Origin of the sequence: Listeria sp. LM90SB2 (assembly GCF_028867355.1) — a bacterium.
In the GTDB taxonomy this organism is placed as follows: domain Bacteria; phylum Bacillota; class Bacilli; order Lactobacillales; family Listeriaceae; genus Listeria; species Listeria monocytogenes_B.
Genome location: NZ_CP046449.1, coordinates 2,895,289 through 2,915,834 on the forward strand (window position 1 = coordinate 2,895,289; position 20,546 = coordinate 2,915,834).

The following is a 20,546-nucleotide window of genomic DNA, read 5'->3' on the forward strand; positions in this document are numbered from 1 at the left end:
TTCTTATCCCTTAACTCCACCGTCTGTTAAGTTTCCTTTGATAAATCGTTCTGAAATTGCGTACATAATAACGACTGGAAGCGCCGTAACAAGCGATGCAGCCATCATTCTACCCCAAATATAATCAGGTGTACTAAATAATGTATTCAAGCCAATCGGTAACGTGAATTTCTCTGCGCTAGATAAGAAAATCGAAGCAAACAGATAATCATTCCAAGCTACCATGAAGCAGTATACGAACACAGAAACAATACCCGAAATCGCAAGCGGAACAATAATTCGTAAGATAATCTGGAAGCGATTCAGCCCGTCCATCATTGCTGCTTCTTCAATATCAGTTGGAATCGTATCAAAATAACTTTTCAGCATAAATACTGCAGTTGGTAGTGTTTGTACAACCATCGTGATAATTAAAGCTGTTTCCGTATCATATAACCCCAAACTCGAAATTATTTTAAACAACGGAACAATTAACAAGATTCCGGAGAACATATAAACCGTGTAAAAACTTGCATTAATCGTCATACGCCCTTTAAAGCGTAATTTCGACAACGCATAAGCGCCTAAAATCCCCAAAACGACTGCAATCCCGGCCGCAAAAACCGAAACAACCAAACTATTTTTAAAGTACGTTAAAAACGGAAAAATATCTGGGTTGAAAATATCGATGTAATGCTGGAAAGTGAATTCTTTCGGGAAAAATGTTGGATGTGTTGAAATGGCTTCTTTACTGCTCTTAAATGAAGTCATTAACATAATCGCAAATGGGAACAACGTGATACATAAAAATGCAACCATCGTCACATAAAACGCGATTTTCTTTGTTCTTTTTGACTTTTTACTACTTACCGCCATTCAAATCCACCCGCTTTCTTGCAAAAATAATCACAACAAAAATAATGACAAATAATATGACAGAAATCGCTGCTGCTTTCCCTAAATCATTGAATGCGAATGCTGTTTTATATAAATAAACTCCAAGGATGTTTACTTTATTCGTGAGTAAGTATACATCGGTGAACATATAGAACATCCAAATCGCACGAAGCGTAATAACTGTCGCAAGTACCGGCATAATCGCTGGCAAAGTAACAATTTTGAATTTATCCCAAATGTTCGCTCCGTCCATATCAGCCGCCTCATAAAGCGACTTATCGACCGTTTGCAAAATCGCTAAAAACGAAATAAATGCATACGGGAAGTAACGCCATATTGCAAAAAAGGTTACTAAAAAGAAACTAGAAACTGGATTATCAAACCAAAGTGGCGCTTCTTTGAACAGATGGAGTACATCCACAGTCATAAAATTAATTACGCCATAACCATTATTAAACATATATTTCCATGCAAAAATAAGAGAAATAGATGGTGTTACATATGACAAAATAATAAGCGACCGAGCCGTTCTTCTAAAACGAAATTCGCGGTTAAAGAAAATCGCCACAAGTAGTCCCATCCCAGTACTTCCAACCACTACAAGTACTGTATAAGCCACAGTAAGACCTAGTGATTTATAAAACTCTGGATCCTTCAAAATATCTATATAGTTTTGTAAACCGATAAAGACTGATTTAATATTCGGATTTAGTGGCATATCTAAAAAACTAATCTGGATATTTGAAATCATCGGATATAAAACAAGTGCTGCCAGTAAAACAAAACTTGGCGCAAGTAAAATCATTGCTAACTTAAAGTCGGACCTTTTATATACTTTCGTTTTCATAATGCCTCCTTAAATCAAAAAGCGACGTACTAAACTGTTAAAAAAGACGGGGAGACTCAACTCCCCGCTATTTGATTATTTACCTTCTTCAGCTTTTTTCTGTGCAGCTTTTAAGTCCGCTGATACATCGCCACCGCCAACAGTTACGTTATTAACCATCTGTGCGATAATGCCTGAGCTAGTAATATCTCCCATTTTTGTAAGGTTTTTACCGTCAACAAGTCCGAAAACTTGGATGTCATTGAATGATGCTGCGATTTCATTTGGAAGTTCACCAAACGATTTAATTACTTCATTTTCTTTGTATGCTTTTTGTTCTACTACTTCTTTATTTACTGGTTGCGCTCCACCTGGAGACATTAATACCCAAGTTGCCATATTTTCTGGTTGAGACAAGTATTCAACAAATTTCTTCGTTGCTTTCTTTTGCTCATCATCAAGTCCTGCTGAAATAGTTAAACCAGAAACTGTACCATAAACTGCTTTTTCTTTTTCTTCTGGAATTGCGAAACCGATATTTTTTGGATCGCCTTCTTCATAAACGGATGGAAGGATATACGTAGAGTACATTGCCATCGGAACTGTTCCATTCATAAATGCATCTTTAATTTCAGTTACATCATTTGAACCAGGCATCGTGTATGCTGACAAATCTTTGTAATATTGAAGCGCTTCTTTCATTTCTGGTGTATCAATCGTTACATTACCTTTTGCATCTAAAACATTGGCTTTATTAGAAAGTGCAAATTGGGAGAAAGCTTGCTCACTCATCGTGCTTTCTGCTGTTGGAATTGCAATACCGTATTTTTTATCTGCTTTATTTGTGAATTTTTTCGCTACTTTTTCAATATCCGCCCAGTTTTTAGGTTCTTCAAAACCAGCATCGGCTAAAGCTTTTTTGTTGTACCAAATACCTTGAACCCAACCGCTTAATGGTGCTGCGATATAGCTTTTACCATCTTCAGAACGTACTAAGTTTGTTGCACCTTCGTAGTATTTGTCTTCTCCAACCGAGTCGATAACTTCTTTCACTGCATCTTGGTCAATCAACTCATCTTTATCCATTACTTTGGCAAAATCTTGGCTTACTTCCATAACTGCTGGAAGTTTACCAGAGCGAGCAAGTGTGACAACTTTTGTATTAAACGCATCTTCTTCAACTGGAATTTGTTTGATTTTGATTGTTGGATTTTCTTTTTCAAAATCAGCAATTAATTTATTAATAACATCTAAACGCTCTTTTTCAACGGATGAATGCATAAATTCAATCGTTACTTCCTTACTACTAGACTCTTTCCCTCCACATGCAGCTAGAACCGCACTTAGAACCAACACAACAACAAGTAATACAAGACTCTTTTTCTTCATTTTTGTTCCTCCCTGTAATTTTTGGTTTTTAGCCAGCAGAATTCATAGCCACTAAGCTTTATGGAATCGCTCCCAGTTACTGTGGAGCCCGTATAAAGATTTGTATAAACACCGCTGTCTAGTGAATAACTCACTTCTTTTTCTGATAAATTATGAATCAATATAATCGATTCCACGTCGGATGAACGTTTAACAACAAACAATTCCGCCGTAGATTCTAAAACTTCCATCGGTATTTCTGGATGGAAAAGTGATTCCGCTTTTCGTGTGCTAATTAATTTCGTTAACGCATCATAAGTTGCTTTTCGTAAGGAGCCTCTTTGTTCCAACTCTGCTGTAATTTCCGCCAAGTCGTATTTTTTTCGATTAATAGAGCGATTGTGGCCTGTTGTTTCTACGCCTGAATAATCATTGCGGCTTCCTAAAATACTTTGAACATAAACGGCTGGAACGCCTGGGATAGACATTAGTACTGCATGAGCCACAAGAAATCTCGACATCCTCAAGTCATCTGTGTCCGCCTGTTTACTTAGCGCATCCATGTACGTCACGTTAATTTCATACGGACTCTTAGAACCATCTGGATTTTGCTTATATGAAACGAGCGCGCCTTCTTCCTCCAAATCATTCACTAAAGCCAAAATTTCAGCTTCTGGAATAATGCCGCGCACTGGATTTAACCCAATCCCATCATGTGAGGCAAGGAAATTAAAGAATGTTCGCTTGCCTTCTGGTAGCTCTAAATTCTTCGCCCAGTTACGGAGGAATTCTGCATTACCATGATGTATCGCATGGAGCACAAGTGGTGGAAGCGGGAATTGATAAACCATATGCGCTTCTTTTTCACCATTTCCAAAATAACTAATATTATCAACATGCGGCACATTGGTTTCGGTTATAATAATCGTCCCCGGAGCTGCAATGTCTACTAAATCTCTAAATAATTTCACGATTTCATGCGTCTCTTCTAAATGAATCGAGCTCGTTCCCGGCACTTTCCACATAAAGCCAACCGCATCAAGTCGCACATATTCCGCACCTTCTTCTAAATAGAACATCAAAACATCAATCATCTTGTAAAGCACTTCCGGAGAAGCAAAGTTTAAATCGATTTGATCCTCACTAAAAGTCGTCCAAATATGCCCTACTTTTCCTGAATCAAATTGAAATGGTGTCAGCACTGGTGTCGCACGTGGCCTTGTTACCGAACTAAGGTCCGTCTTTGGATCCATTTCCACAAAAAAGTTCCTAAACTCCTCGTCACCCGCCAAATATCGCTTAAACCAATCACTTTTCGCCGACATATGATTACAAACAAAATCAAACATCAACCGCGCCGACTGTTCCATCTCCTTAATATCTTCCCAATCACCAAGTTCCGGGTTCACCGCTTTATAATCGATGACCGAAAACCCATCATCCGAAGAATAAGGATAAAAAGGCAAGAAATGAACTACCTCAAAAGTCGATTTTAAATAACTATCATACATTTTCTTAAAAGTTTTTAACGTTTTTTTGGATTCCTCTTTAAATTGGTCTCCATATGTAATTAAAACAATATCTTTCTCGTCCCACTGATCTTTTCGTGTTAACTTTCGTTGTTGCGTTTGCTGTACCCGCGCTTCGATTCTAGCTGCCAAACTATCTACCACATCTTCGGCATATAACCGCGAAAGTCGTTTTCTTAAATTCGTCATCATTTACCTCCTAACCGGGAGCGCTCCCACAAGAAGAATTATAGTATGGAAAGCGCTTTCTGTCAAACACAATTTTTAATGTTTTTTCTAACACGTTGCTAATAGTGAGTTTTCTTGCATAGATAACATCTAGTTGGACATTTACTAGAAAATTGAGTAATATAAACATGGATGATAATGACCGGAACCGATACCGGAAACAATAGAGAGAGAAAGGAAGATTACCTTGGCATCTACCATATATGACATAGCAAAACACGCGGGAGTTTCAAAATCGACGGTATCTAGAGTACTAAACAATCAAGCTAACATTTCCGAAGAATCACGAAAAAAAGTACTAGAAGCGATTGACGAACTAAACTACCAGCCAAGCAAACTAGCGCGCGCACTTACCTCTTCGGGCTTTGATGCTATCATGGTTATTTCAAATCGCTCTACTACAACCACAACCGGAAACCCATTTTTTTCCGAAATAATTCAATCGATTTCCACTCAAGCTGAGTTGGAAAATTTCGACCTAATTCTTCAAACTGCTAAAAACAGCGAAGACGAACTTAAAAAATGCCTCTCCAAAATTCAAGAAAAAATGATAAAAGGCATTATTATGCTAAGTTCTCCCGCTGATGAAGATTTTTTTCACCAATTAGACCCATATAATATCCCCATCGTCGTGACCGGAAAAGTAGAAGGTCATTACAAAAATATATACTCTGTTGACACCGACAATTTTGGCGACAGTTATGCTCTAACAAAACATTTAATCAGGCAAGGTCATCAAAAAATCGCTTGTATCCATGCTCCACTCGATTATCACGTGTCGATAGATCGTCTTGCTGGTTTCCGCAGCTGCCTGTTTGACCACCAATTAGATTTACGTAACGACTGGATTATTGATAGCGGTTATAGTATAGAAGATAGCTACAAAGCAGCACTACGCCTAATGGAAGGCCCAGATAAACCAACCGCAGTTTTCGCAACCGACGATTTAAAGGTCCTTAGCATTTACAAAATGGCCGCCGATAAAAACTTACAAATCCCTGCAGATTTTTCCGTCATCGGCTATAATGATAAAGTAGCGTCCTCTTTCTTGTCGCCGCCGCTAACGTCTATTGATATTCCAATCAATAAACTAGGAAAAAAAGCGACTAACTTATTATTCCGCCTAATTCATCAAGATAAAAATGTACCAAAAACAACTATTATTAAAACCGAAATGATTGAACGTGAATCCATTCAGAAAATAAACGTCTAAACTTATTTTCTGAGTTTACTGGTCCTGTAGCTCAGTTGGGAGAGTATCACCTTGACATGGTGGGGGTCGCTGGTTCGAGACCAGTCGGGACCATTTATAAAAAAAGCACCCTTTTATAAAGGATGCTTTTTTTATTTTATTTAAATAACTTACCTAATTTCTTAAACAATCCATCCTCAATGATATCAATACCGATACCCCAGTTACTCTTGAGAATTTCTTTATTAGCTTCCACATATTCTTCCAAATCCTTCTCTTTAATAGTGAGATTGTGATATGGACGATATTCTAAATAACAAGAAGCTCCGTTTTTGTGAATTTTCTTCGTCATACGATGGTTCAAATACTTAGATTTGATGTCACATTCTTGACGTGTGTAGCGTTCTTGCTGATCAATTGATTTATCTGTCGTCAAATGAAGTTCTGTTTTGATGACATTCCGATCAATCCAATATGGAAAATCCTTATGAAAATGTTTTTCCGCACCATCATCAATAAAATTATTCCAATTCCAAAAATGTAAATAACGCTTTTTATTTTCTACAATATATGGATCGGAAATAGTTGCTTTATAAATTATAGAAAGCTCATTTAAGTCTTTATTATCTTCCACAATTTGAATGGATGTATTACTAAAATGACTATCAACTTCATTTTCTTCATATTTTTTATATAAAGTCATATTGCTATAAATCGAAAAATTATATCGATTGATAATGTCTTTATTGGAATCATTTTTAAACATTTCTCGTGACCCGTTTGCCATTCCACCGCGTAATTTTCTTTCAAAAGTAATTTCAGCCGCATTATCTTTAACATCGCAGTAAACCACTTCTTCCACAGATGGAATTTCATCTTGAAATGGCTCTTGTTTTTGCAATTCCGTACCTGATTTAATTTCCAAATAATACATAAAACTATTTTTTTGACGATTAGCCAAAAATCCTTGATCACTACTCATTGTAGCATCAATAAAATAGACTTGATTATTATGCGTTATTTTTAAAATCGCATGGTTAAAGTTGAATGGTGACGGTGTATAAACTGGTAGGAATACATCACTACCATAGTTAACCAAAATAAGCTCTGAATTCACGTCTAAATAATCTAAAATCACTTTCAAAAGAACTGTTTTCGCCTTACAATCGCCTTGTTTCGTTTTATAAGTCACTTCAGCAGCTTGAGGTTCATGACCATCCATCTCTGTTTCATTATATAAATAGTATACTTCTTTTTGAACAAAATCGATGGCATGCTTAATTTTATGGTCTAATGTCGGTAACTCATCTAGTTCAGCCACTATATCAGCCGCAAATTCAGCAAGGTTTACTTGATAGAATTTTTGATAAATGTCACTGATTGTTTTTGTAATTTGCGGATACGACTGCTCCGTAACAAAATCAACAAACGGTGTAATTTCAAGTTCTTTTGCGTCTTCTCCAATATAATCTTCTTTTTCGATTGTATAAGATTCGTTATGTTCAACCATAACTTTGTCTTTTTCTAAGATGGCGCCTGCTTCATCTCGGAAATAATGGAAATTCGCTTCTAATTTTTTCTCCGTTTCATTTTTTAATTCAAAACGGTATTTTCCATAAGCCCAGTAGGAATTTGGCGCGGAATAAATCCAGCGGAAAAAGTCATTGCGAATGCTGCTTTCTTCATATTTACGCTCAATTGTCGTCTCCACAATAAAGATATCATTTAAATGTAAGTCACGAATAAGTACTGTCACTTTTTTCTCATCATTAAAACTCGCTTGATTTTCATCACGAACATAGTCAAGTACTTTTACATTAATGTCATCCAATTTATCAATCACTTTACCATCACGAACAACAGATAAAGTGTGAATGTATAATACCTCTTCTTCTGATAAAATAAAACTCGTCTTGCCGGCTGAATTGAGCATGTTGGGTTCATTTAATGTATATGCCATCGAAGTATAACTCGTGCGTGAATTTGGTTTAGCCGTTTCTACGATATTACACCAGAAGCAGTAATCACGTTCTTGCGCAATTTGTGCATCGTAAAAAGTTTTATCTTGTGTCTTTAACCAAGAATCAATGTTTTCTTGTTTTGTTTCAGGAGAACTTAACTCTGGTTTTATAAAATAATATTCTTTTGTCATTGTGTAATCTCCTTAAGTGTTTTAGATAACCTTATTCTAGCAATAAATAAATAGAACAAACAAGGCAAAATCTATATGATATAATAACTTTTGGTTTATCTACACTATTTAGTAAAAAAATCGACACATTTACTACTGAATTTCATCTATCCACGAAAACAATTGCACATCTTGGTATGTCTCACCAATTTTTTCATAATCCCGCAGTAAACCTTCCTTCGAAAAACCAAGCTTTTCTAACAATGCAATAGAAGCACTATTTCTTGGGTCTACTTTTGCTTCGATTCGGTGCAATTCAAATGATTCTTTTCCCCATTCCATCAACGCTCTCACTGCTTCCGTCGCATAACCCCGTTTCCAAAAGCGTGTACCTAGATCATAGGCAATTTCTGCCCGATGGTTTTCATGATCAATATAATTAAATCCGCATGTACCAATGATTTCTCCTGTTGCTTGCAAAATAATCACACAACGAAGTGCCTTTCCTTCAATTTCTAGTTGTCGTAGCATCCGAATCATTTCTTCAACCGGTTGCAAACTTTGGAAAGGTTCAATATTCATGTATCTAGTAACAGAATCATCTGACCAGTAACCAAACAATATTTCAGTATCAGCTAACGTCATTTCGCTTAAAAAAAGTCGTTCCGTTTTTATCATTTGCTTCCGATTTTCCATACGTTAACCCCCGCCCTTTTAATAAAAGAAGCTTATCAAATCTTACTCGCAAAGTAAAATGTTTCACGTGAAACATTCGCTCCTTCTTTATCATCAGAGTTTTTAGGTTTATAATGGAAAATATCTCAAAAAGCTTCAAAAAAAGGAGAATGATTCATGGAACAGACGAATAAACGTAATACTTTAGCACTTATTTCAATTATGCTTGGAGCTTTTATTTCATTATTAGATACAACAATTGTCAACGTTGCCTTACCTGATATCACAACTACTCTACATGCCACGAGTGAAACCATCGAATGGGTAATTTCAGGCTATGCGCTTGCTTTTGGACTTGTACTTATTTTAGCTGGTCGACTCGGGGATAAATTTGGCCGAAAAAATATCTACATTATCGGGATTACGCTATTTCTAATTATGAGTGTGACAGCTGGTTTTGCAGATTCCGAAAATAGTCTAATTATTTCCCGGGTAATACAGGGACTTGCTGCCGGATTATTTTTCCCGCAAATCAATGCCACAATTATGGATATGTATTCTGGAAAAAGCCTTGGGAAAATCTTCGGAATTCTTGGATCTGTTATTGGTGTGGGAACTGCCATCGGACCTCTTACAGGAGGTCTTTTAATTGAACTTTTCGGAACTACAAATGGTTGGCGTGCAGTTTTTTTCGTTAACGTACCTTTTGTGTTAGTAACGCTAGTCCTAGCAATGCTTTATCTTCCCAAAAGAACTGTCTCCACGAAAAAAATTAGCTTCGATTTGCCTGGAGTTGGACTACTAACCATTGCACTTTTACTATTACTTTTTCCACTTATCTCAAACGGCGCAAATGACTTCAAACCGATAGACTATCTTTTAATGGCGCTATCTATTCCACTCTTTATCATTCTTTACAAATGGAGCGTCTACCAAGAAAAGAAAGGAAATCAGCCATTAATTGCTCCCAACCTACTTAAAAATAATCAATTTGTTTCAGGTATGCTTTTATCGCTTGTATACTTTGCCGCTTTTACTAGTATTTTCTTCGTCCTATCGCTAACTTGGCAAACTGGTTTCAATCGTTCGGCTATTTTATCCGGGCTTGCAATTAGTCCTTTTGCGTTAGGTAGTGTGTTAGCTGCCTCTAATAGTTACCGACTAATCCCTATATTAGGTAGAAAGCTCTTAATGCTTGGAGTTGCGCTTGTTATCATCGGGCTTGGCACCGTGTCTATTGTTTTCCATTTGAACGACGGCGCTTTTTCTGCTTGGCTCTTATTCTTACCTCTTTTCATCGCTGGTATCGGCAGTGGTTTGACTATTGCACCATTGAATAGTTTCACCCTTTCCACAGTAACTGGTGTGGATCGCGGCGGAGCTAGTGGTATGTTTAATACAGCGCAGCGAATTGGATCGTCCTTTGGGATTGCTGTTGTTGGCTCAGTCTTCTTCCGCACACTTGGAAATACTGCCGCTACTTCAAAAGCAAGCGCCTTTTCCGACAGTTTGCAAATGAGTATGTACGTCAATATTGTTCTGCTCGTTGTTTGTTTCCTACTTGTATTCCGGTTACCGAAAAATATTTAAAAAAGAGACATGACTTTGCGTTAAAGTCATGTCTCTTTTCTTATGCTAAATAGAAAACTTCTTTTAAATCTAATGCAACCGGGCTGTTATTAGGATTTGATTTCATAATTGGAGCCATATATTTCCACCACTTTTGACAAATTTCTGTTTCTGCTATTTTGTCATAAATGGCTTTATCCTCGACTTCCACATAAGCAAACAATGTATCCGTCTTTTCATCTAGAAATATCGAATAGTTAGCTGCTCCATGTGCTTTTAAAGCCTCTTTCATTTCTGGCCAAAGTGCGTCGTGTCTTTTTTTATATTCTTCTTGATTACCAGGATATAAATACATAATAGATGCCACTCGTTCCATTATTGTTACCTCCTAATTAATTAAATAACCTGCCTTTGCTTCAACGCCAAATCTTTCACCCAGTGCTTTCAATTGTTCATCTGTAATCGCTTGTTTAATACCGCCTTGTGACATCACAATAGTATAAACTTCTGCTGCTTTCTCCGCGGTTTCAATTAATCCAAATGTTTCATCCATTGATTTTCCCGCACCATAAATCCCGTGATGTGGCCAAACGATTAAACGATTTTCCTTCATTTTTTCAGATGTAGCTTCTCCAATTTCATTCGTACCAGGAACCAGCCAAGGAATAATCCCAACACCTTCTGGAAAAACGACTAAACATTCCGTACACATTTGCCATAAAGTTCTTGTAAATTCTCGTTCCGTTAGCTCATGTGTAAATGTCATCGCGAGCAAATGAGTAGCGTGACAATGCATAACAACGCGGTTTTCCGGATCCACAGAAAGTCTTGCAATGTGACTCATAAAATGCGCTGGAAGTTCACTCGTTGGTAGTCCGCTGTCTGTATAGCCCCACAACAAATGAACTGCTTTCCCGTCTTCACTCACTTGAATTACACCTAAATTCACAGCTGGAGCTTCTTCAACATTTTTAAAATATTTACCCGAACCAGTTACTAAGAAATACTTGCCAGCAAGCTTTTTACCGTCAAAGTCCATTGGAATTGTGCGAATGATTTGCTTTACATCTAAATATTCCACAACTTCTTTTTCATCCAACAAATAAGTGATATTGCCACCGTTTCTTTCATCCCAGCCTAACCGGTATAAATTTGAAGTAGTTTTCGCCATTTCCTTAATAAAAACAGCATCCATTATATCCTTTGTCATCGTCACTATCTCCTATCTTTTTAGTAATACATCTTCTTCATAAGCTTTTACTTCTTTCAACCAGTCAAGACCAACTGGGACACCATTAATTTCACAGAAGTAGTTCCATACATCGCCAAATGGGAAGTCTTTTAGTTCTTCTGTAATTGCCATACGAGATGTAAAGTCATTTTCCAGTTCCATTTTTTTCAAATCAGCTGTAGGTTCTAAAAGGGCTTTAAGTAATGATTTTTGCGTATTTCTAGTTCCAACAACCCATGCAGCAATCCGATTGATTGTTGCGTCGAAGAAATCAAGACCGATATTTGTAATCCCAAGTAAATCATTGCGCACCAATTCGCGACCAATTTCAATTAATTCATCATCCATAATCACCACATGGTCACTATCCCAGCGGACTGGACGACTCACATGTAACATTACGCCTTTACTGAAAAGTGCCAAAGAAGATAATTTATTAGAAATGACTTCAGTTGGATGGAAATGTCCCGCATCCAAGCAAATCAATTTATCCCGCGTAATTCCGTAACCCATATAAAATTCATGCGAACCGACAGTATAAGCCTCTGCGCCTAAACCAAACAACTTACTTTCTACAGCTTCTTGGGTATATTTTTCATCTAATTTTTCTGCAAAAACTTCATCTAAAGCTTCCATCAAACGTTTTCTCGGGGTGTAGCGATCAATCGGGCAATCTTTTATACCATCCGGCACCCAGAAATTATTAATACTTGTTTGACCAAGTTCTTTCCCAAAGTACTCAGAAATTTTGCGCGAGCGTTTCCCGTGCTCTATCCAAAAATCGCGTACTTCTTTATCTGGTGAAGCTAAAGTATAATTATCTTTAAACATTGGATGTGAAAAGAAAGTTGGGTTGAAATCCAGACCCAAACCCTGCTCTTTCGCCCACTCTACCCATGGAGTGAAATGCTTAGGTTCAATTTCATTTAAATCTACTTTTTCATCTGTATCTACGTATATTGCATGTAAGTTAAGTTTATGTTTTCCAGGAATAAGTGAATAAGCTTTTTCCAAATCTTGGCGTAATTGCTTAGGAGTATGAGCCGCACCCGGATAATTCCCGGTCGCCATGATTCCGCCTGTAAGTTCGCCGTCTGGATTTAAGAAACCTTTAACATCATCGCCTTGCCAGCAGTGCATCGAAATTTTAATGTCTTTCAGTGTTTTAAGCGCGTTTTCCGTATCAACTCCAATTGCTTGATAACGTTCTTTCGCCACTTGGTATCGTTTACTAATTTCTGTTTCATGTCCCATTTTAAAAGCCTCCTAATTAAATTCAAGTACCTTAGTAAATCTTTCTTTTATTTCCTCAAATCTCACATCACCACAAGAAAATTCGCCAATTTCAAATGAATTTCGAATAATTTTTCTTCCCGCACGCATAGATTCGATTTCACCTTGATTAATCATTTGTACAACTAAATTTCCAATCGCCGTTGCTTCAGAAGGTCCCGCAAATACTTCTATCCCTGCAAGTTTAGCTGTTAATTGATTTAGCATAGCTACATTACTTCCTCCACCGACAATATAAAGTTTTTCGATTTTCTTACCAGTAATTTCAGTCATTTTCTCCAATTCTAGTGCATAATAGAGTGCCAGACTTCCATACACACAATTTGTCAGTTCTCCAATCGTCTCCGGTATAGTTTGTCCAGTTTCTTGGCAATACAATTTAATCTCATCCACCATGTTTTCCGGGTTATTAAACCTGGCATCATTGACATTAATAATTTGCTTGAAATAAGGATAATTACTCGCTTCCTCAGCCATCTCAGCAAAACTATGCTTGTAGTCGTCCATGCGCGCAATTTCTTGAACAATCCAAAGCCCCATAATATTTTTTAAAAAGCGATAAGTTCCATATGCGCCCCATTCATTCGTGTAATTTTCTTTAAAAGCTGCTTCGTTATTAATTGGCGCACTTAGCTCCATCCCTATTAGCGACCAAGTCCCACTACTCAAGAATGCCCAATTTTCTCCTTCTGCCGGAGTTCCCACCACTGCCGAAGCTGTATCATGTGTTGCCACTGTCACTACATCACAATTAGGAATATCATACTTCTCTAGCCACTCCTCTTTTACTTTACCTAAATACGTACCTGCATCCGTCAGTGGCGCAAATTTTTCCACATCAATGTTCAAATGCGAAAGTAAATCCTTATCAAATAATTGTTCTCGCAAGTTAAGCATTTGTGTAGTCGATGAATTTGTTGTTTCTGCCACCTTAACCCCCGTGAGAACATAACCAATATAGTCAGGAATCAACAAAATTTTCTCCGCTCGTTCTAGTAAATCTCGCTCTTCCACGTACAGCTGATATAGAGTATTTAATTCCATAAACTGAATACCTGTTTTTTTATAAATATATTCTCGTGGATACTCACTCGTTAAATTCTGCACCGCATTTAAAGTTCGTTTATCGCGGTAACTAATTGGATCTGCTAACTTCTCACCGGAAGCCCCTATCAAAACATAGTCAACGCCCCACGTGTCAATACCAAGCACACATTCCGAAATTCCTAGTTGCTTTACTTTTTCCAAGCCAATAAAGATTTCCTGCATCAGTTGATCAATTTCCCAGCGTTCGTGCCCATCTCGGTACGTAAAACCATTTTTAAAACGGTGAATTTCTTCTAATTGTAATTTTTCATCCACCAATTTTCCTAGAATTAATCGACCACTTGATGCACCAATATCTACTGCAACATAATGTTTCACTGGTCTAGCTCCTTTTCTTTAATCAATTGTATTTCCGTAACGTTCCTTCGTAATATCATCAAGTGATCTGCCACGTGTTTTCGGCGCCCAAATTACACCGATTAAAAGCGACACTGTAAGTAAACCAATCATAATTGTCCCCGCCACAGTAAAGCCAAGATTTGCCAAGATTACTGGGAACACAATCGACCAGACACCTGTACTACCACGAACTAAGAAAAACATCACGCCTTGAACCCCACCACGATATTTTGTTGGAAAAAGTTCTGTTGACCAAAGTGCGTAAAAAGCTTGTGCACCAATCCCTGCTGAAATACCCCATAAAATAACAAATGTCCATAAGCCAACCCAAGACATTCCAACAAAAGTAAGTACAACCCAAGAAGCAACTGCCATTAAAGCCCCTACAAAAAACAATCCACGATGACTTACTCGATCACCAAATTTAGCAAAGCCAAAGTATGTAGAAGCTGCTGTGAGTATCCATAATACAGCTTGCAATAAATTCGCTTGTGTATTAGAAAGACCACCCACCGTTTCATATACAAACGGCATAAAGAATCCCATTGCACCCGCTACTAAATTCCAAAATAAGTACACACCCACTAAGAAAAGTACTGATTTTACATTTACCATACTAGAAAATGCTGTTTTAAAAGGGTGTTCCAAACGATTACCACTTTCTTTCATTTTCACTTGCTCCGCTTCCCAGTCCTTCGACTCCTCTAATTTACGCTGTAACTGCCAAGCAACAAACGCTACAATCAATAAAGATAAGAAAAGTAAGCGGTTACCTAAAAGTCCAAGTGGAGATACAATAATTCCTAAAGTAAAGATAATTGCTGGCCCACATGACCAAGCAAATTGAGATATACCAATATTTCTAGCTCTTATACTAGGATCCGCCATTTCAGAAATATATGTCCATGAAGCCGGAACCCCAGCCCCAACAGAAAGACCTGTAACTAAAAATCCAATTAATAGCATTGGGAAATTCATTGCAAACATAATGATTGTAACCCCAAGCATATACACCAACATGTTATACGTATAAATAAATTTCCGTCCATATTTATCTGCTAAATGACCACCAATAAGTGCGCCAATTGCAGAACCAAACGCATTCGCGCTCACAGCCCCAAGTAATCCCACCGCAAAACTGCTAAGTCCGAATTGTGTTGCCCACAAAGTTAGTCCACTTGCTCCCGCTACAATACATCCAGAATCTAAATAGTTCGTCAAAGATACCGCTATCGTTCCTTTTTTACTTGTACTCGATCCAGCCATTCTTTTAACCCTCCTACTTATTTTAGTTAAGCGCTTACTTTATATTAAACAATTAATGATTGCGCTTTACAATATCCTGTGTTTATAATTAAAGTATCAAATTTACAGAAGGAGATTGTGAAATGGAAGCGCTTAATAAAAAATTATTTCGTCTAAATTCAAAAGAAAAAATCCAAAAAAGCACTGGCACTTTTGTTCCCGATTTACCCAATGGATCCTTTTTAAAAGAGAACGGCAGCATGGAATTATTAAATGATTATTTCTTCAAAAACAAAGACATTTATATAAGCAAACACAACCGATTTGCGGACTATCCTTATCATACACACCAATTTCTTGAGCTAAATTACATGTATTCAGGAAGCTCCGAACAAGTCATTGAAGGAAATAAAGAAACTTTGCATGAAGGAGAACTTTTACTTTTAGACAGTGGCTGCCATCATTCCATCAAAGCAACAGGCGAAAAAGACATTCTCATCAACATCCTTTTCCGTGACCAACAAATCAGCCTAGAATGGCTAACGAGTATAAAGAAAAAAAACAGCCTTCTATTCGACTTTCTTCTTCATTCCAGCGTAAGCGAGCAATCTTTAAAGAAATATATTATTTTTCAAAGTGCGCAAATTCCGCATATCCAACAAATTTTAAACCAAATTATCACAGAATATTTTTTAGAAGAAGAATTTTCATCAAGAATTATCACTCTTTATTTGCCAATTCTGTTCACTGAACTGGTACGTAAATGTGATACATATTTAGCTGATGATCTTACCAACTCACAATCAAGCACCACTTCCACCATGCTCGAAGTTATTAAGCTTATAGAATCCAACTATCGGACAATCACATTAACAAGTGCCGCGGATACATTAGGTTACAATAAAAATTACCTCAGTAACTTTATTAAAAAAAATACCAATTTCACTTTTACCGAACTAGTCAATAAACAAAAAATGCTCGCAGCAAATCTTTTAATCGCAACCACTTCCACTCCAATTGAGTTGATTATTGAAAAAGTTGGCTTTAGTAACAAGACTTACTTCTACTCCTTATACAAAAAAACATTCAATCTCTTACCCAATGAAGTAAGAAATAAAAAATAAGAGTACTGCATTAATCGCAGTACTCTTCTATTGTTTCACGTGAAACATTCTATTTATAAACAACCTCAAACTCTTCACAAACCACTAGAGCATCTTCTTCAAATGGAATACCGAGTTCCACACATTCATTACTGAAAAAGGATGTATGTACTTCTCGCCAATATTCTAGCGTTCTGTCACCTTCTCCTTCCAAATAAGCAAACGTTTCAGGTACTTCATTAAAAGGCATAATAGTTACACCTGTTAACTTGATAATCCCCATTGCTTCTTCATTACCATCTAAAAGCACTACATGAGAACCAACAGACGGCATCGTTTCTCCGCCTTGATCATACCAATAAAACAAGCTGCTCGTGCCGGTTTTTATCCCATCCATAACAAGCCCACCAAGCTCATTCGCCATCTGATTAGAGTTACCAAATGCCCATGCCTCAAACTTACTTGAAATCATCGGGTATTCTGTCCGGTATTTCTCCCACATTTCATGCACTGAATCCTTATAAATCGCCATTTAAGTATCCTCCTAAAAAAAGACTGAGGTTCGTTAAAACCTCAGTCTAAGAATTTATTTGCGAACTGGCTTAATCACAATATAACGGTAAGGATCGCGTCCTTCAGAATGCGTTTCAATTTGTTCATTCTCGCTTAAAATAGCATGAATAATTTTTCTTTCAAATGAAGGCATTGGTTCTAAATGAACAGCGCGCTTCGTTTTAAGAGCTTTATCTGCCATTTTATTTGCTAAAATTACTAACGTTTCATGACGTCTTTCACGATAATCCCCTACATTAACAATAATATTTTTGTATTGGCTCGTTGTTTTATTAGCAATTAATTGTGTTAAGTATTGAAGTGCATTAAGGGTTTGACCGTGTTTGCCAATTAGCATACCTAGACTGTCACCTTTAATTTGCAACTTCACATCTTTACCAACTTCTTCTACATCGATTGTGATTACTGCACCCATCTTGGTAGCAACATCTAAAAGATAATCAATCGCTACTTGGATACCATCTTCTTTTTCAATTACTTTTACCATAGCCAGTCTTGAACCAATTCCGAAAATACCTTTTTTACCTTCATCTAGAACTTCTACTTCGACCTTGTCGCGTGTTGTTTCTAAAGTGGCTAATGCATTTTGGATAGCTTCTTCAACGTTTGAGCCTTGCGCAGTTATATCTCTCACTTTCTTTTCTTACCTCCTTTTTTGGAAGCCTTCATGTTAGCTGCTTTTTTCTTCAAACGATCTTCCGCAACTTGAGCAGCAGCAAGCGCCTCCTGTTCGCGTTTGTTTTTAAAAGGATTATTAATTAAAAGTGTTTGGAATACGGTGAAAATGTTACCGATAATCCAGTATAGAGCAAGGGCAGACGGTAGTGTAATACCCATAAATAGAATCATTACAGGCATGATATAAACAATCATTGCCATTGATTTATTTTGCTGTGTTTGCCCCATCATAGAAATTTTTGATGACAAGAATGTTGTTAATGCCGCAACAACCGGTAAGATGTAATATGGATCTGGATTTCCCAGTTGCATCCATAAGAATGAATCTGTTTTGATTTCTGCTGTTCTACTAATCGCTTGGTAAAATCCTAGTAGAATAGGCATTTGGATTAATAATGGTAAACAACCCATCATTGGATTTACGCTATTTTCTTGATATAGACGCATTGTTTCTTGTTGTAGTTTTTGTTTTGTTTCATTATCTTTAGACGAGTATTTCTCTTGTAGTTCTTTGATTTTCGGTTGTAAATTGGTCATGGCCTTTTGGCTTTTCAGCTGTTTGATCATTAAAGGCATGATAAGTAGACGGATTAAAATGGTAACAACAATAATTCCGACTGCGTAACTTCCCCCGAATAAATCGGAAAACCAAGTAATAGTCCAGGACAATGGAAATACAATATAGTGACTCCAAAATCCAGTTGATTCTGATGTAATTGGATCAGTTGAATAGCCACAACCCGAAAGTACAGCCATTAATCCGATTACAAGACTTGCGATGAGCAACTTCTGTTTGAATCGCTTTTTCTTCTTCAAATTGATGTAACCTCCAATTTCGCCTTTTTAAAATTTCCACTCACTTTGAATTGTTTGGTTTTTGCTTTAAAACACGCCCCACTTTTAAAACATGAATCAAACTTTTCTTTACCTCATGAAAATCCATATTGGCCGCCGGTTTTCTGGCGATGATAATATATTCATTTTCAGGATTGATTTGGCTTTCTAATTCATGGAATGATTGTCTTATGTAACGTTTAATTCGATTTCGACAGACAGCGTTTCCAATTTTTTTACTAACTGATAAACCAATTCGAAAATGATTCGATCCTTCTTGCTTTAAAGTATAAACAACAAATTGACGGTTAGCAAAAGATTTTCCTCTTCGGAATACTTTTTGAAAATCGTCATTTTTTTTAATTCTATATTTTTTTTTCATACATTCTCCATCTTCTTACATATCTTAGTATAAGGCCGTTTGACTCAGCGATTTTTCAAAAAAAAAACCACTGAGTCGTTTTCAGTGGTCTACGCAGATAAAACTTTTCTTCCTTTACGACGACGACTTGCTAAAACTCTACGTCCGTTTTTAGTACTCATACGCGTACGGAAACCATGCACTTTTTTTCTTTTACGTTTACTTGGTTGATATGTTCTTTTCATTAATTACACCTCCCATGAAAGGGTCCAATCGAATTTATCTATTAGACAGTCTTAGATATTGTACGTGAACTGGTCTTTTTTGTCAATACTATTTAGACGAATTTCTATTTAGACTCCGTTCACTATCATATCATATTTTTATAGAGAGAAAAACCATTTTTCGAAAATTATTGTGTCAAATAGATATATTTTTCTCTCGTAGTGTCTGGAATAGTAATTTCCCGACCAGAAACCTCTACTAAATATTTAGCAAACTCCCCGATTTTCTCAAATTCAGCAGGATATTCAAAAATTAGTTTTTCCTTTATTAAATAATTATCAACATAATGACTTGTTTCTGGTTGAAAAGATAAAAGTCCTTCTATAAAACGAATAACTTTAGTAAATTTTGGAATTTCCTGTTCTTCTTCTAAATCGGTAAAGTGAAAAAACATCGTGTAAATATGATTTTTTTTGATATTCACTGAAAAAGCTTCTTTATTTATATTACTTTTTGCAAACACTTTAAAATCATCAATTTCTGCTGGTTCCCGTTTGTCGTGAATTAGTAAGTATCCAAACACATCTTCAATATTCCCGTTTTGTATAACTCGATAAAATTCTGTATCTCTCGTTTTCAAAAGCCGTTGAAATATCATTTTTCACAACCTCATTTATTTGTCTTTTTTCTTATTCTGGTAAATAGTTTAACACATTGTCGTAATGAAATCCTTTTCCGGAAAGTGTGGATAACTAGTTAATAACACCTTTTTATTGTGGATAACCTTTTCAATTAGTTTAAACTTATACACAATTAGTGGTTAATTACACACAATGGCTTGTGGATAATTAAATCTAACAATTTCGTTACAGATTTCTTTACACACAAGTTATACACAAGTTAACTGGCTGTGGACAACCGTTTTTCACATCTGGACAGTTTTGTGGATAGATTTTGTAAGTCCTTGCTATCAGAGTGATTTTCTGATATTATAATTCCTGTCGAATAGAAATATAGCTGGGGAAAACTAAAGTTATCCACAATACATTTTTACTTTGTGGATAATTTTTTAACAGTGTTTGGATAACCTTATCCATGGCTTTTTCTATCTGTGGATAACTTTATAGCATCCATTTACATTACATAAAAAAGGGGGGGTACTA

At 36.6% G+C, this 20,546-nt stretch carries 20 protein-coding genes and 1 tRNA gene; 4 read left to right on the top strand and 17 right to left on the bottom strand.

What is annotated here, in order from left to right:
- Positions 1 to 3: 3 nt before the first annotated feature.
- The 4 genes from GL301_RS14355 to GL301_RS14370 all read right to left on the bottom strand — a co-directional run bounded on the left by GL301_RS14355 (position 4) and on the right by GL301_RS14370 (position 4,788).
- Complete coding sequence (locus GL301_RS14355; RefSeq protein ID WP_003725786.1) at positions 4 to 855, bottom strand: carbohydrate ABC transporter permease; 852 nt, start codon at positions 853 to 855, stop codon at positions 4 to 6.
- The gene (locus GL301_RS14360; protein WP_003725787.1) at positions 842 to 1,723 is read right to left on the bottom strand and encodes a carbohydrate ABC transporter permease; all 882 of its coding nucleotides are present in this window, start codon (positions 1,721 to 1,723) and stop codon (positions 842 to 844) included. The genes GL301_RS14355 and GL301_RS14360 overlap by 14 nt, the downstream gene beginning before the upstream one ends.
- Before the next feature lie 75 nt (positions 1,724 to 1,798).
- The gene (locus tag GL301_RS14365) at positions 1,799 to 3,091 is read right to left on the bottom strand and encodes an ABC transporter substrate-binding protein (RefSeq protein ID WP_003725788.1); all 1,293 of its coding nucleotides are present in this window, start codon (positions 3,089 to 3,091) and stop codon (positions 1,799 to 1,801) included.
- Complete coding sequence (locus tag GL301_RS14370; RefSeq protein ID WP_003734197.1) at positions 3,088 to 4,788, bottom strand: sugar phosphorylase; 1,701 nt, start codon at positions 4,786 to 4,788, stop codon at positions 3,088 to 3,090. Before GL301_RS14370 ends, GL301_RS14365 begins: the two co-directional genes overlap by 4 nt.
- Before the next feature lie 226 nt (positions 4,789 to 5,014).
- Here GL301_RS14370 and GL301_RS14375 point away from each other — a divergent pair, with 226 nt between their 5' ends.
- On the top strand, positions 5,015 to 6,040 hold the full coding sequence (locus GL301_RS14375) for a LacI family DNA-binding transcriptional regulator (RefSeq protein WP_274758818.1): 1,026 nt from the start codon (positions 5,015 to 5,017) through the stop codon (positions 6,038 to 6,040).
- Between the two features lie 20 nt (positions 6,041 to 6,060).
- Positions 6,061 to 6,133 (top strand) — tRNA-Val (locus GL301_RS14380).
- Between the two features lie 43 nt (positions 6,134 to 6,176).
- Here GL301_RS14380 and GL301_RS14385 read toward each other — a convergent pair.
- Together GL301_RS14385 and GL301_RS14390 are read right to left on the bottom strand one after the other, a co-directional pair.
- Positions 6,177 to 8,171, bottom strand: a complete 1,995-nt coding sequence (locus GL301_RS14385; protein ID WP_003725791.1) for a hypothetical protein — start codon at positions 8,169 to 8,171, stop codon at positions 6,177 to 6,179.
- A gap of 132 nt (positions 8,172 to 8,303) precedes the next feature.
- A complete protein-coding gene (locus tag GL301_RS14390) occupies positions 8,304 to 8,846 on the bottom strand; it encodes a GNAT family N-acetyltransferase (RefSeq protein ID WP_003727579.1) in 543 nt (180 codons plus the stop codon).
- A 156-nt stretch (positions 8,847 to 9,002) separates the two neighbouring features.
- Between GL301_RS14390 and GL301_RS14395 the strand changes: the two genes are divergently transcribed.
- On the top strand, positions 9,003 to 10,415 hold the full coding sequence (locus GL301_RS14395; protein WP_010959115.1) for an MFS transporter: 1,413 nt from the start codon (positions 9,003 to 9,005) through the stop codon (positions 10,413 to 10,415).
- 40 nt (positions 10,416 to 10,455) lie between these two features.
- Here GL301_RS14395 and rhaM read toward each other — a convergent pair whose 3' ends face one another.
- From rhaM to GL301_RS14420, 5 genes are read right to left on the bottom strand one after another with little or no spacing between them, the layout of a single operon-like run.
- Positions 10,456 to 10,770: an L-rhamnose mutarotase gene (gene rhaM / locus GL301_RS14400; RefSeq protein WP_003725794.1), complete on the bottom strand. Its 315-nt coding sequence runs from the start codon at positions 10,768 to 10,770 to the stop codon at positions 10,456 to 10,458.
- Between the two features lie 12 nt (positions 10,771 to 10,782).
- A complete protein-coding gene (gene rhaD, locus GL301_RS14405) occupies positions 10,783 to 11,604 on the bottom strand; it encodes a rhamnulose-1-phosphate aldolase (protein ID WP_010959116.1) in 822 nt (273 codons plus the stop codon).
- A 12-nt stretch (positions 11,605 to 11,616) separates the two neighbouring features.
- Positions 11,617 to 12,879, bottom strand: a complete 1,263-nt coding sequence (gene rhaA / locus GL301_RS14410) for an L-rhamnose isomerase (RefSeq protein WP_003727577.1) — start codon at positions 12,877 to 12,879, stop codon at positions 11,617 to 11,619.
- 12 nt (positions 12,880 to 12,891) lie between these two features.
- Entirely contained in the window at positions 12,892 to 14,343 is a 1,452-nt protein-coding gene (gene rhaB, locus GL301_RS14415; protein WP_009927986.1) for a rhamnulokinase, read from the bottom strand.
- An 18-nt stretch (positions 14,344 to 14,361) separates the two neighbouring features.
- Entirely contained in the window at positions 14,362 to 15,630 is a 1,269-nt protein-coding gene (locus GL301_RS14420; RefSeq protein ID WP_003725797.1) for an MFS transporter, read from the bottom strand.
- Positions 15,631 to 15,752: 122 nt separating this feature from the next.
- On the opposite strand from GL301_RS14420, the gene GL301_RS14425 reads away from it, so the two are divergent.
- A complete protein-coding gene (locus GL301_RS14425; RefSeq protein ID WP_021496908.1) occupies positions 15,753 to 16,733 on the top strand; it encodes a helix-turn-helix domain-containing protein in 981 nt (326 codons plus the stop codon).
- Positions 16,734 to 16,782: 49 nt separating this feature from the next.
- On the opposite strand, the gene GL301_RS14430 is transcribed toward GL301_RS14425, so the two are convergent.
- The 6 genes from GL301_RS14430 to GL301_RS14455 form a co-directional block, all read right to left on the bottom strand.
- Positions 16,783 to 17,244, bottom strand: a complete 462-nt coding sequence (locus GL301_RS14430; RefSeq protein ID WP_003725799.1) for an ASCH domain-containing protein — start codon at positions 17,242 to 17,244, stop codon at positions 16,783 to 16,785.
- Between the two features lie 54 nt (positions 17,245 to 17,298).
- Positions 17,299 to 17,919: an RNA-binding cell elongation regulator Jag/EloR gene (gene jag, locus GL301_RS14435; RefSeq protein ID WP_003725800.1), complete on the bottom strand. Its 621-nt coding sequence runs from the start codon at positions 17,917 to 17,919 to the stop codon at positions 17,299 to 17,301.
- Entirely contained in the window at positions 17,916 to 18,779 is an 864-nt protein-coding gene (gene yidC, locus GL301_RS14440) for a membrane protein insertase YidC (protein ID WP_003723726.1), read from the bottom strand. The genes jag and yidC overlap by 4 nt, the downstream gene beginning before the upstream one ends.
- Before the next feature lie 40 nt (positions 18,780 to 18,819).
- The gene (rnpA, locus tag GL301_RS14445; protein ID WP_003723727.1) at positions 18,820 to 19,179 is read right to left on the bottom strand and encodes a ribonuclease P protein component; all 360 of its coding nucleotides are present in this window, start codon (positions 19,177 to 19,179) and stop codon (positions 18,820 to 18,822) included.
- 89 nt (positions 19,180 to 19,268) lie between these two features.
- A complete protein-coding gene (rpmH, locus tag GL301_RS14450) occupies positions 19,269 to 19,403 on the bottom strand; it encodes a 50S ribosomal protein L34 (protein WP_003718062.1) in 135 nt (44 codons plus the stop codon).
- A 167-nt stretch (positions 19,404 to 19,570) separates the two neighbouring features.
- Positions 19,571 to 20,041: a hypothetical protein gene (locus GL301_RS14455; RefSeq protein ID WP_003725801.1), complete on the bottom strand. Its 471-nt coding sequence runs from the start codon at positions 20,039 to 20,041 to the stop codon at positions 19,571 to 19,573.
- Between the last annotated feature and the right edge of the window lie 505 nt (positions 20,042 to 20,546).

Excerpts from the sequence above, each read along its gene's own strand:
- GL301_RS14355 (WP_003725786.1), bottom strand. The coding sequence starts at position 855 with ATGGCGGTAAGTAGTAAAAAGTCAAAAAGAACAAAGAAAATCGCGTTT.
- GL301_RS14360 (WP_003725787.1), bottom strand. The coding sequence starts at position 1,723 with ATGAAAACGAAAGTATATAAAAGGTCCGACTTTAAGTTAGCAATGATT.
- GL301_RS14365 (WP_003725788.1), bottom strand. The coding sequence starts at position 3,091 with ATGAAGAAAAAGAGTCTTGTATTACTTGTTGTTGTGTTGGTTCTAAGT.
- GL301_RS14370 (WP_003734197.1), bottom strand. The coding sequence starts at position 4,788 with ATGACGAATTTAAGAAAACGACTTTCGCGGTTATATGCCGAAGATGTG.
- GL301_RS14385 (WP_003725791.1), bottom strand. The coding sequence starts at position 8,171 with ATGACAAAAGAATATTATTTTATAAAACCAGAGTTAAGTTCTCCTGAA.
- GL301_RS14390 (WP_003727579.1), bottom strand. The coding sequence starts at position 8,846 with ATGGAAAATCGGAAGCAAATGATAAAAACGGAACGACTTTTTTTAAGC.
- GL301_RS14395 (WP_010959115.1), top strand. The coding sequence starts at position 9,003 with ATGGAACAGACGAATAAACGTAATACTTTAGCACTTATTTCAATTATG.
- rhaM (WP_003725794.1), bottom strand. The coding sequence starts at position 10,770 with ATGGAACGAGTGGCATCTATTATGTATTTATATCCTGGTAATCAAGAA.
- rhaD (WP_010959116.1), bottom strand. The coding sequence starts at position 11,604 with ATGACAAAGGATATAATGGATGCTGTTTTTATTAAGGAAATGGCGAAA.
- rhaA (WP_003727577.1), bottom strand. The coding sequence starts at position 12,879 with ATGGGACATGAAACAGAAATTAGTAAACGATACCAAGTGGCGAAAGAA.
- GL301_RS14420 (WP_003725797.1), bottom strand. The coding sequence starts at position 15,630 with ATGGCTGGATCGAGTACAAGTAAAAAAGGAACGATAGCGGTATCTTTG.
- GL301_RS14425 (WP_021496908.1), top strand. The coding sequence starts at position 15,753 with ATGGAAGCGCTTAATAAAAAATTATTTCGTCTAAATTCAAAAGAAAAA.
- GL301_RS14430 (WP_003725799.1), bottom strand. The coding sequence starts at position 17,244 with ATGGCGATTTATAAGGATTCAGTGCATGAAATGTGGGAGAAATACCGG.
- rnpA (WP_003723727.1), bottom strand. The coding sequence starts at position 19,179 with ATGAAAAAAAAATATAGAATTAAAAAAAATGACGATTTTCAAAAAGTA.
- rpmH (WP_003718062.1), bottom strand. The coding sequence starts at position 19,403 with ATGAAAAGAACATATCAACCAAGTAAACGTAAAAGAAAAAAAGTGCAT.
- GL301_RS14455 (WP_003725801.1), bottom strand. The coding sequence starts at position 20,041 with ATGATATTTCAACGGCTTTTGAAAACGAGAGATACAGAATTTTATCGA.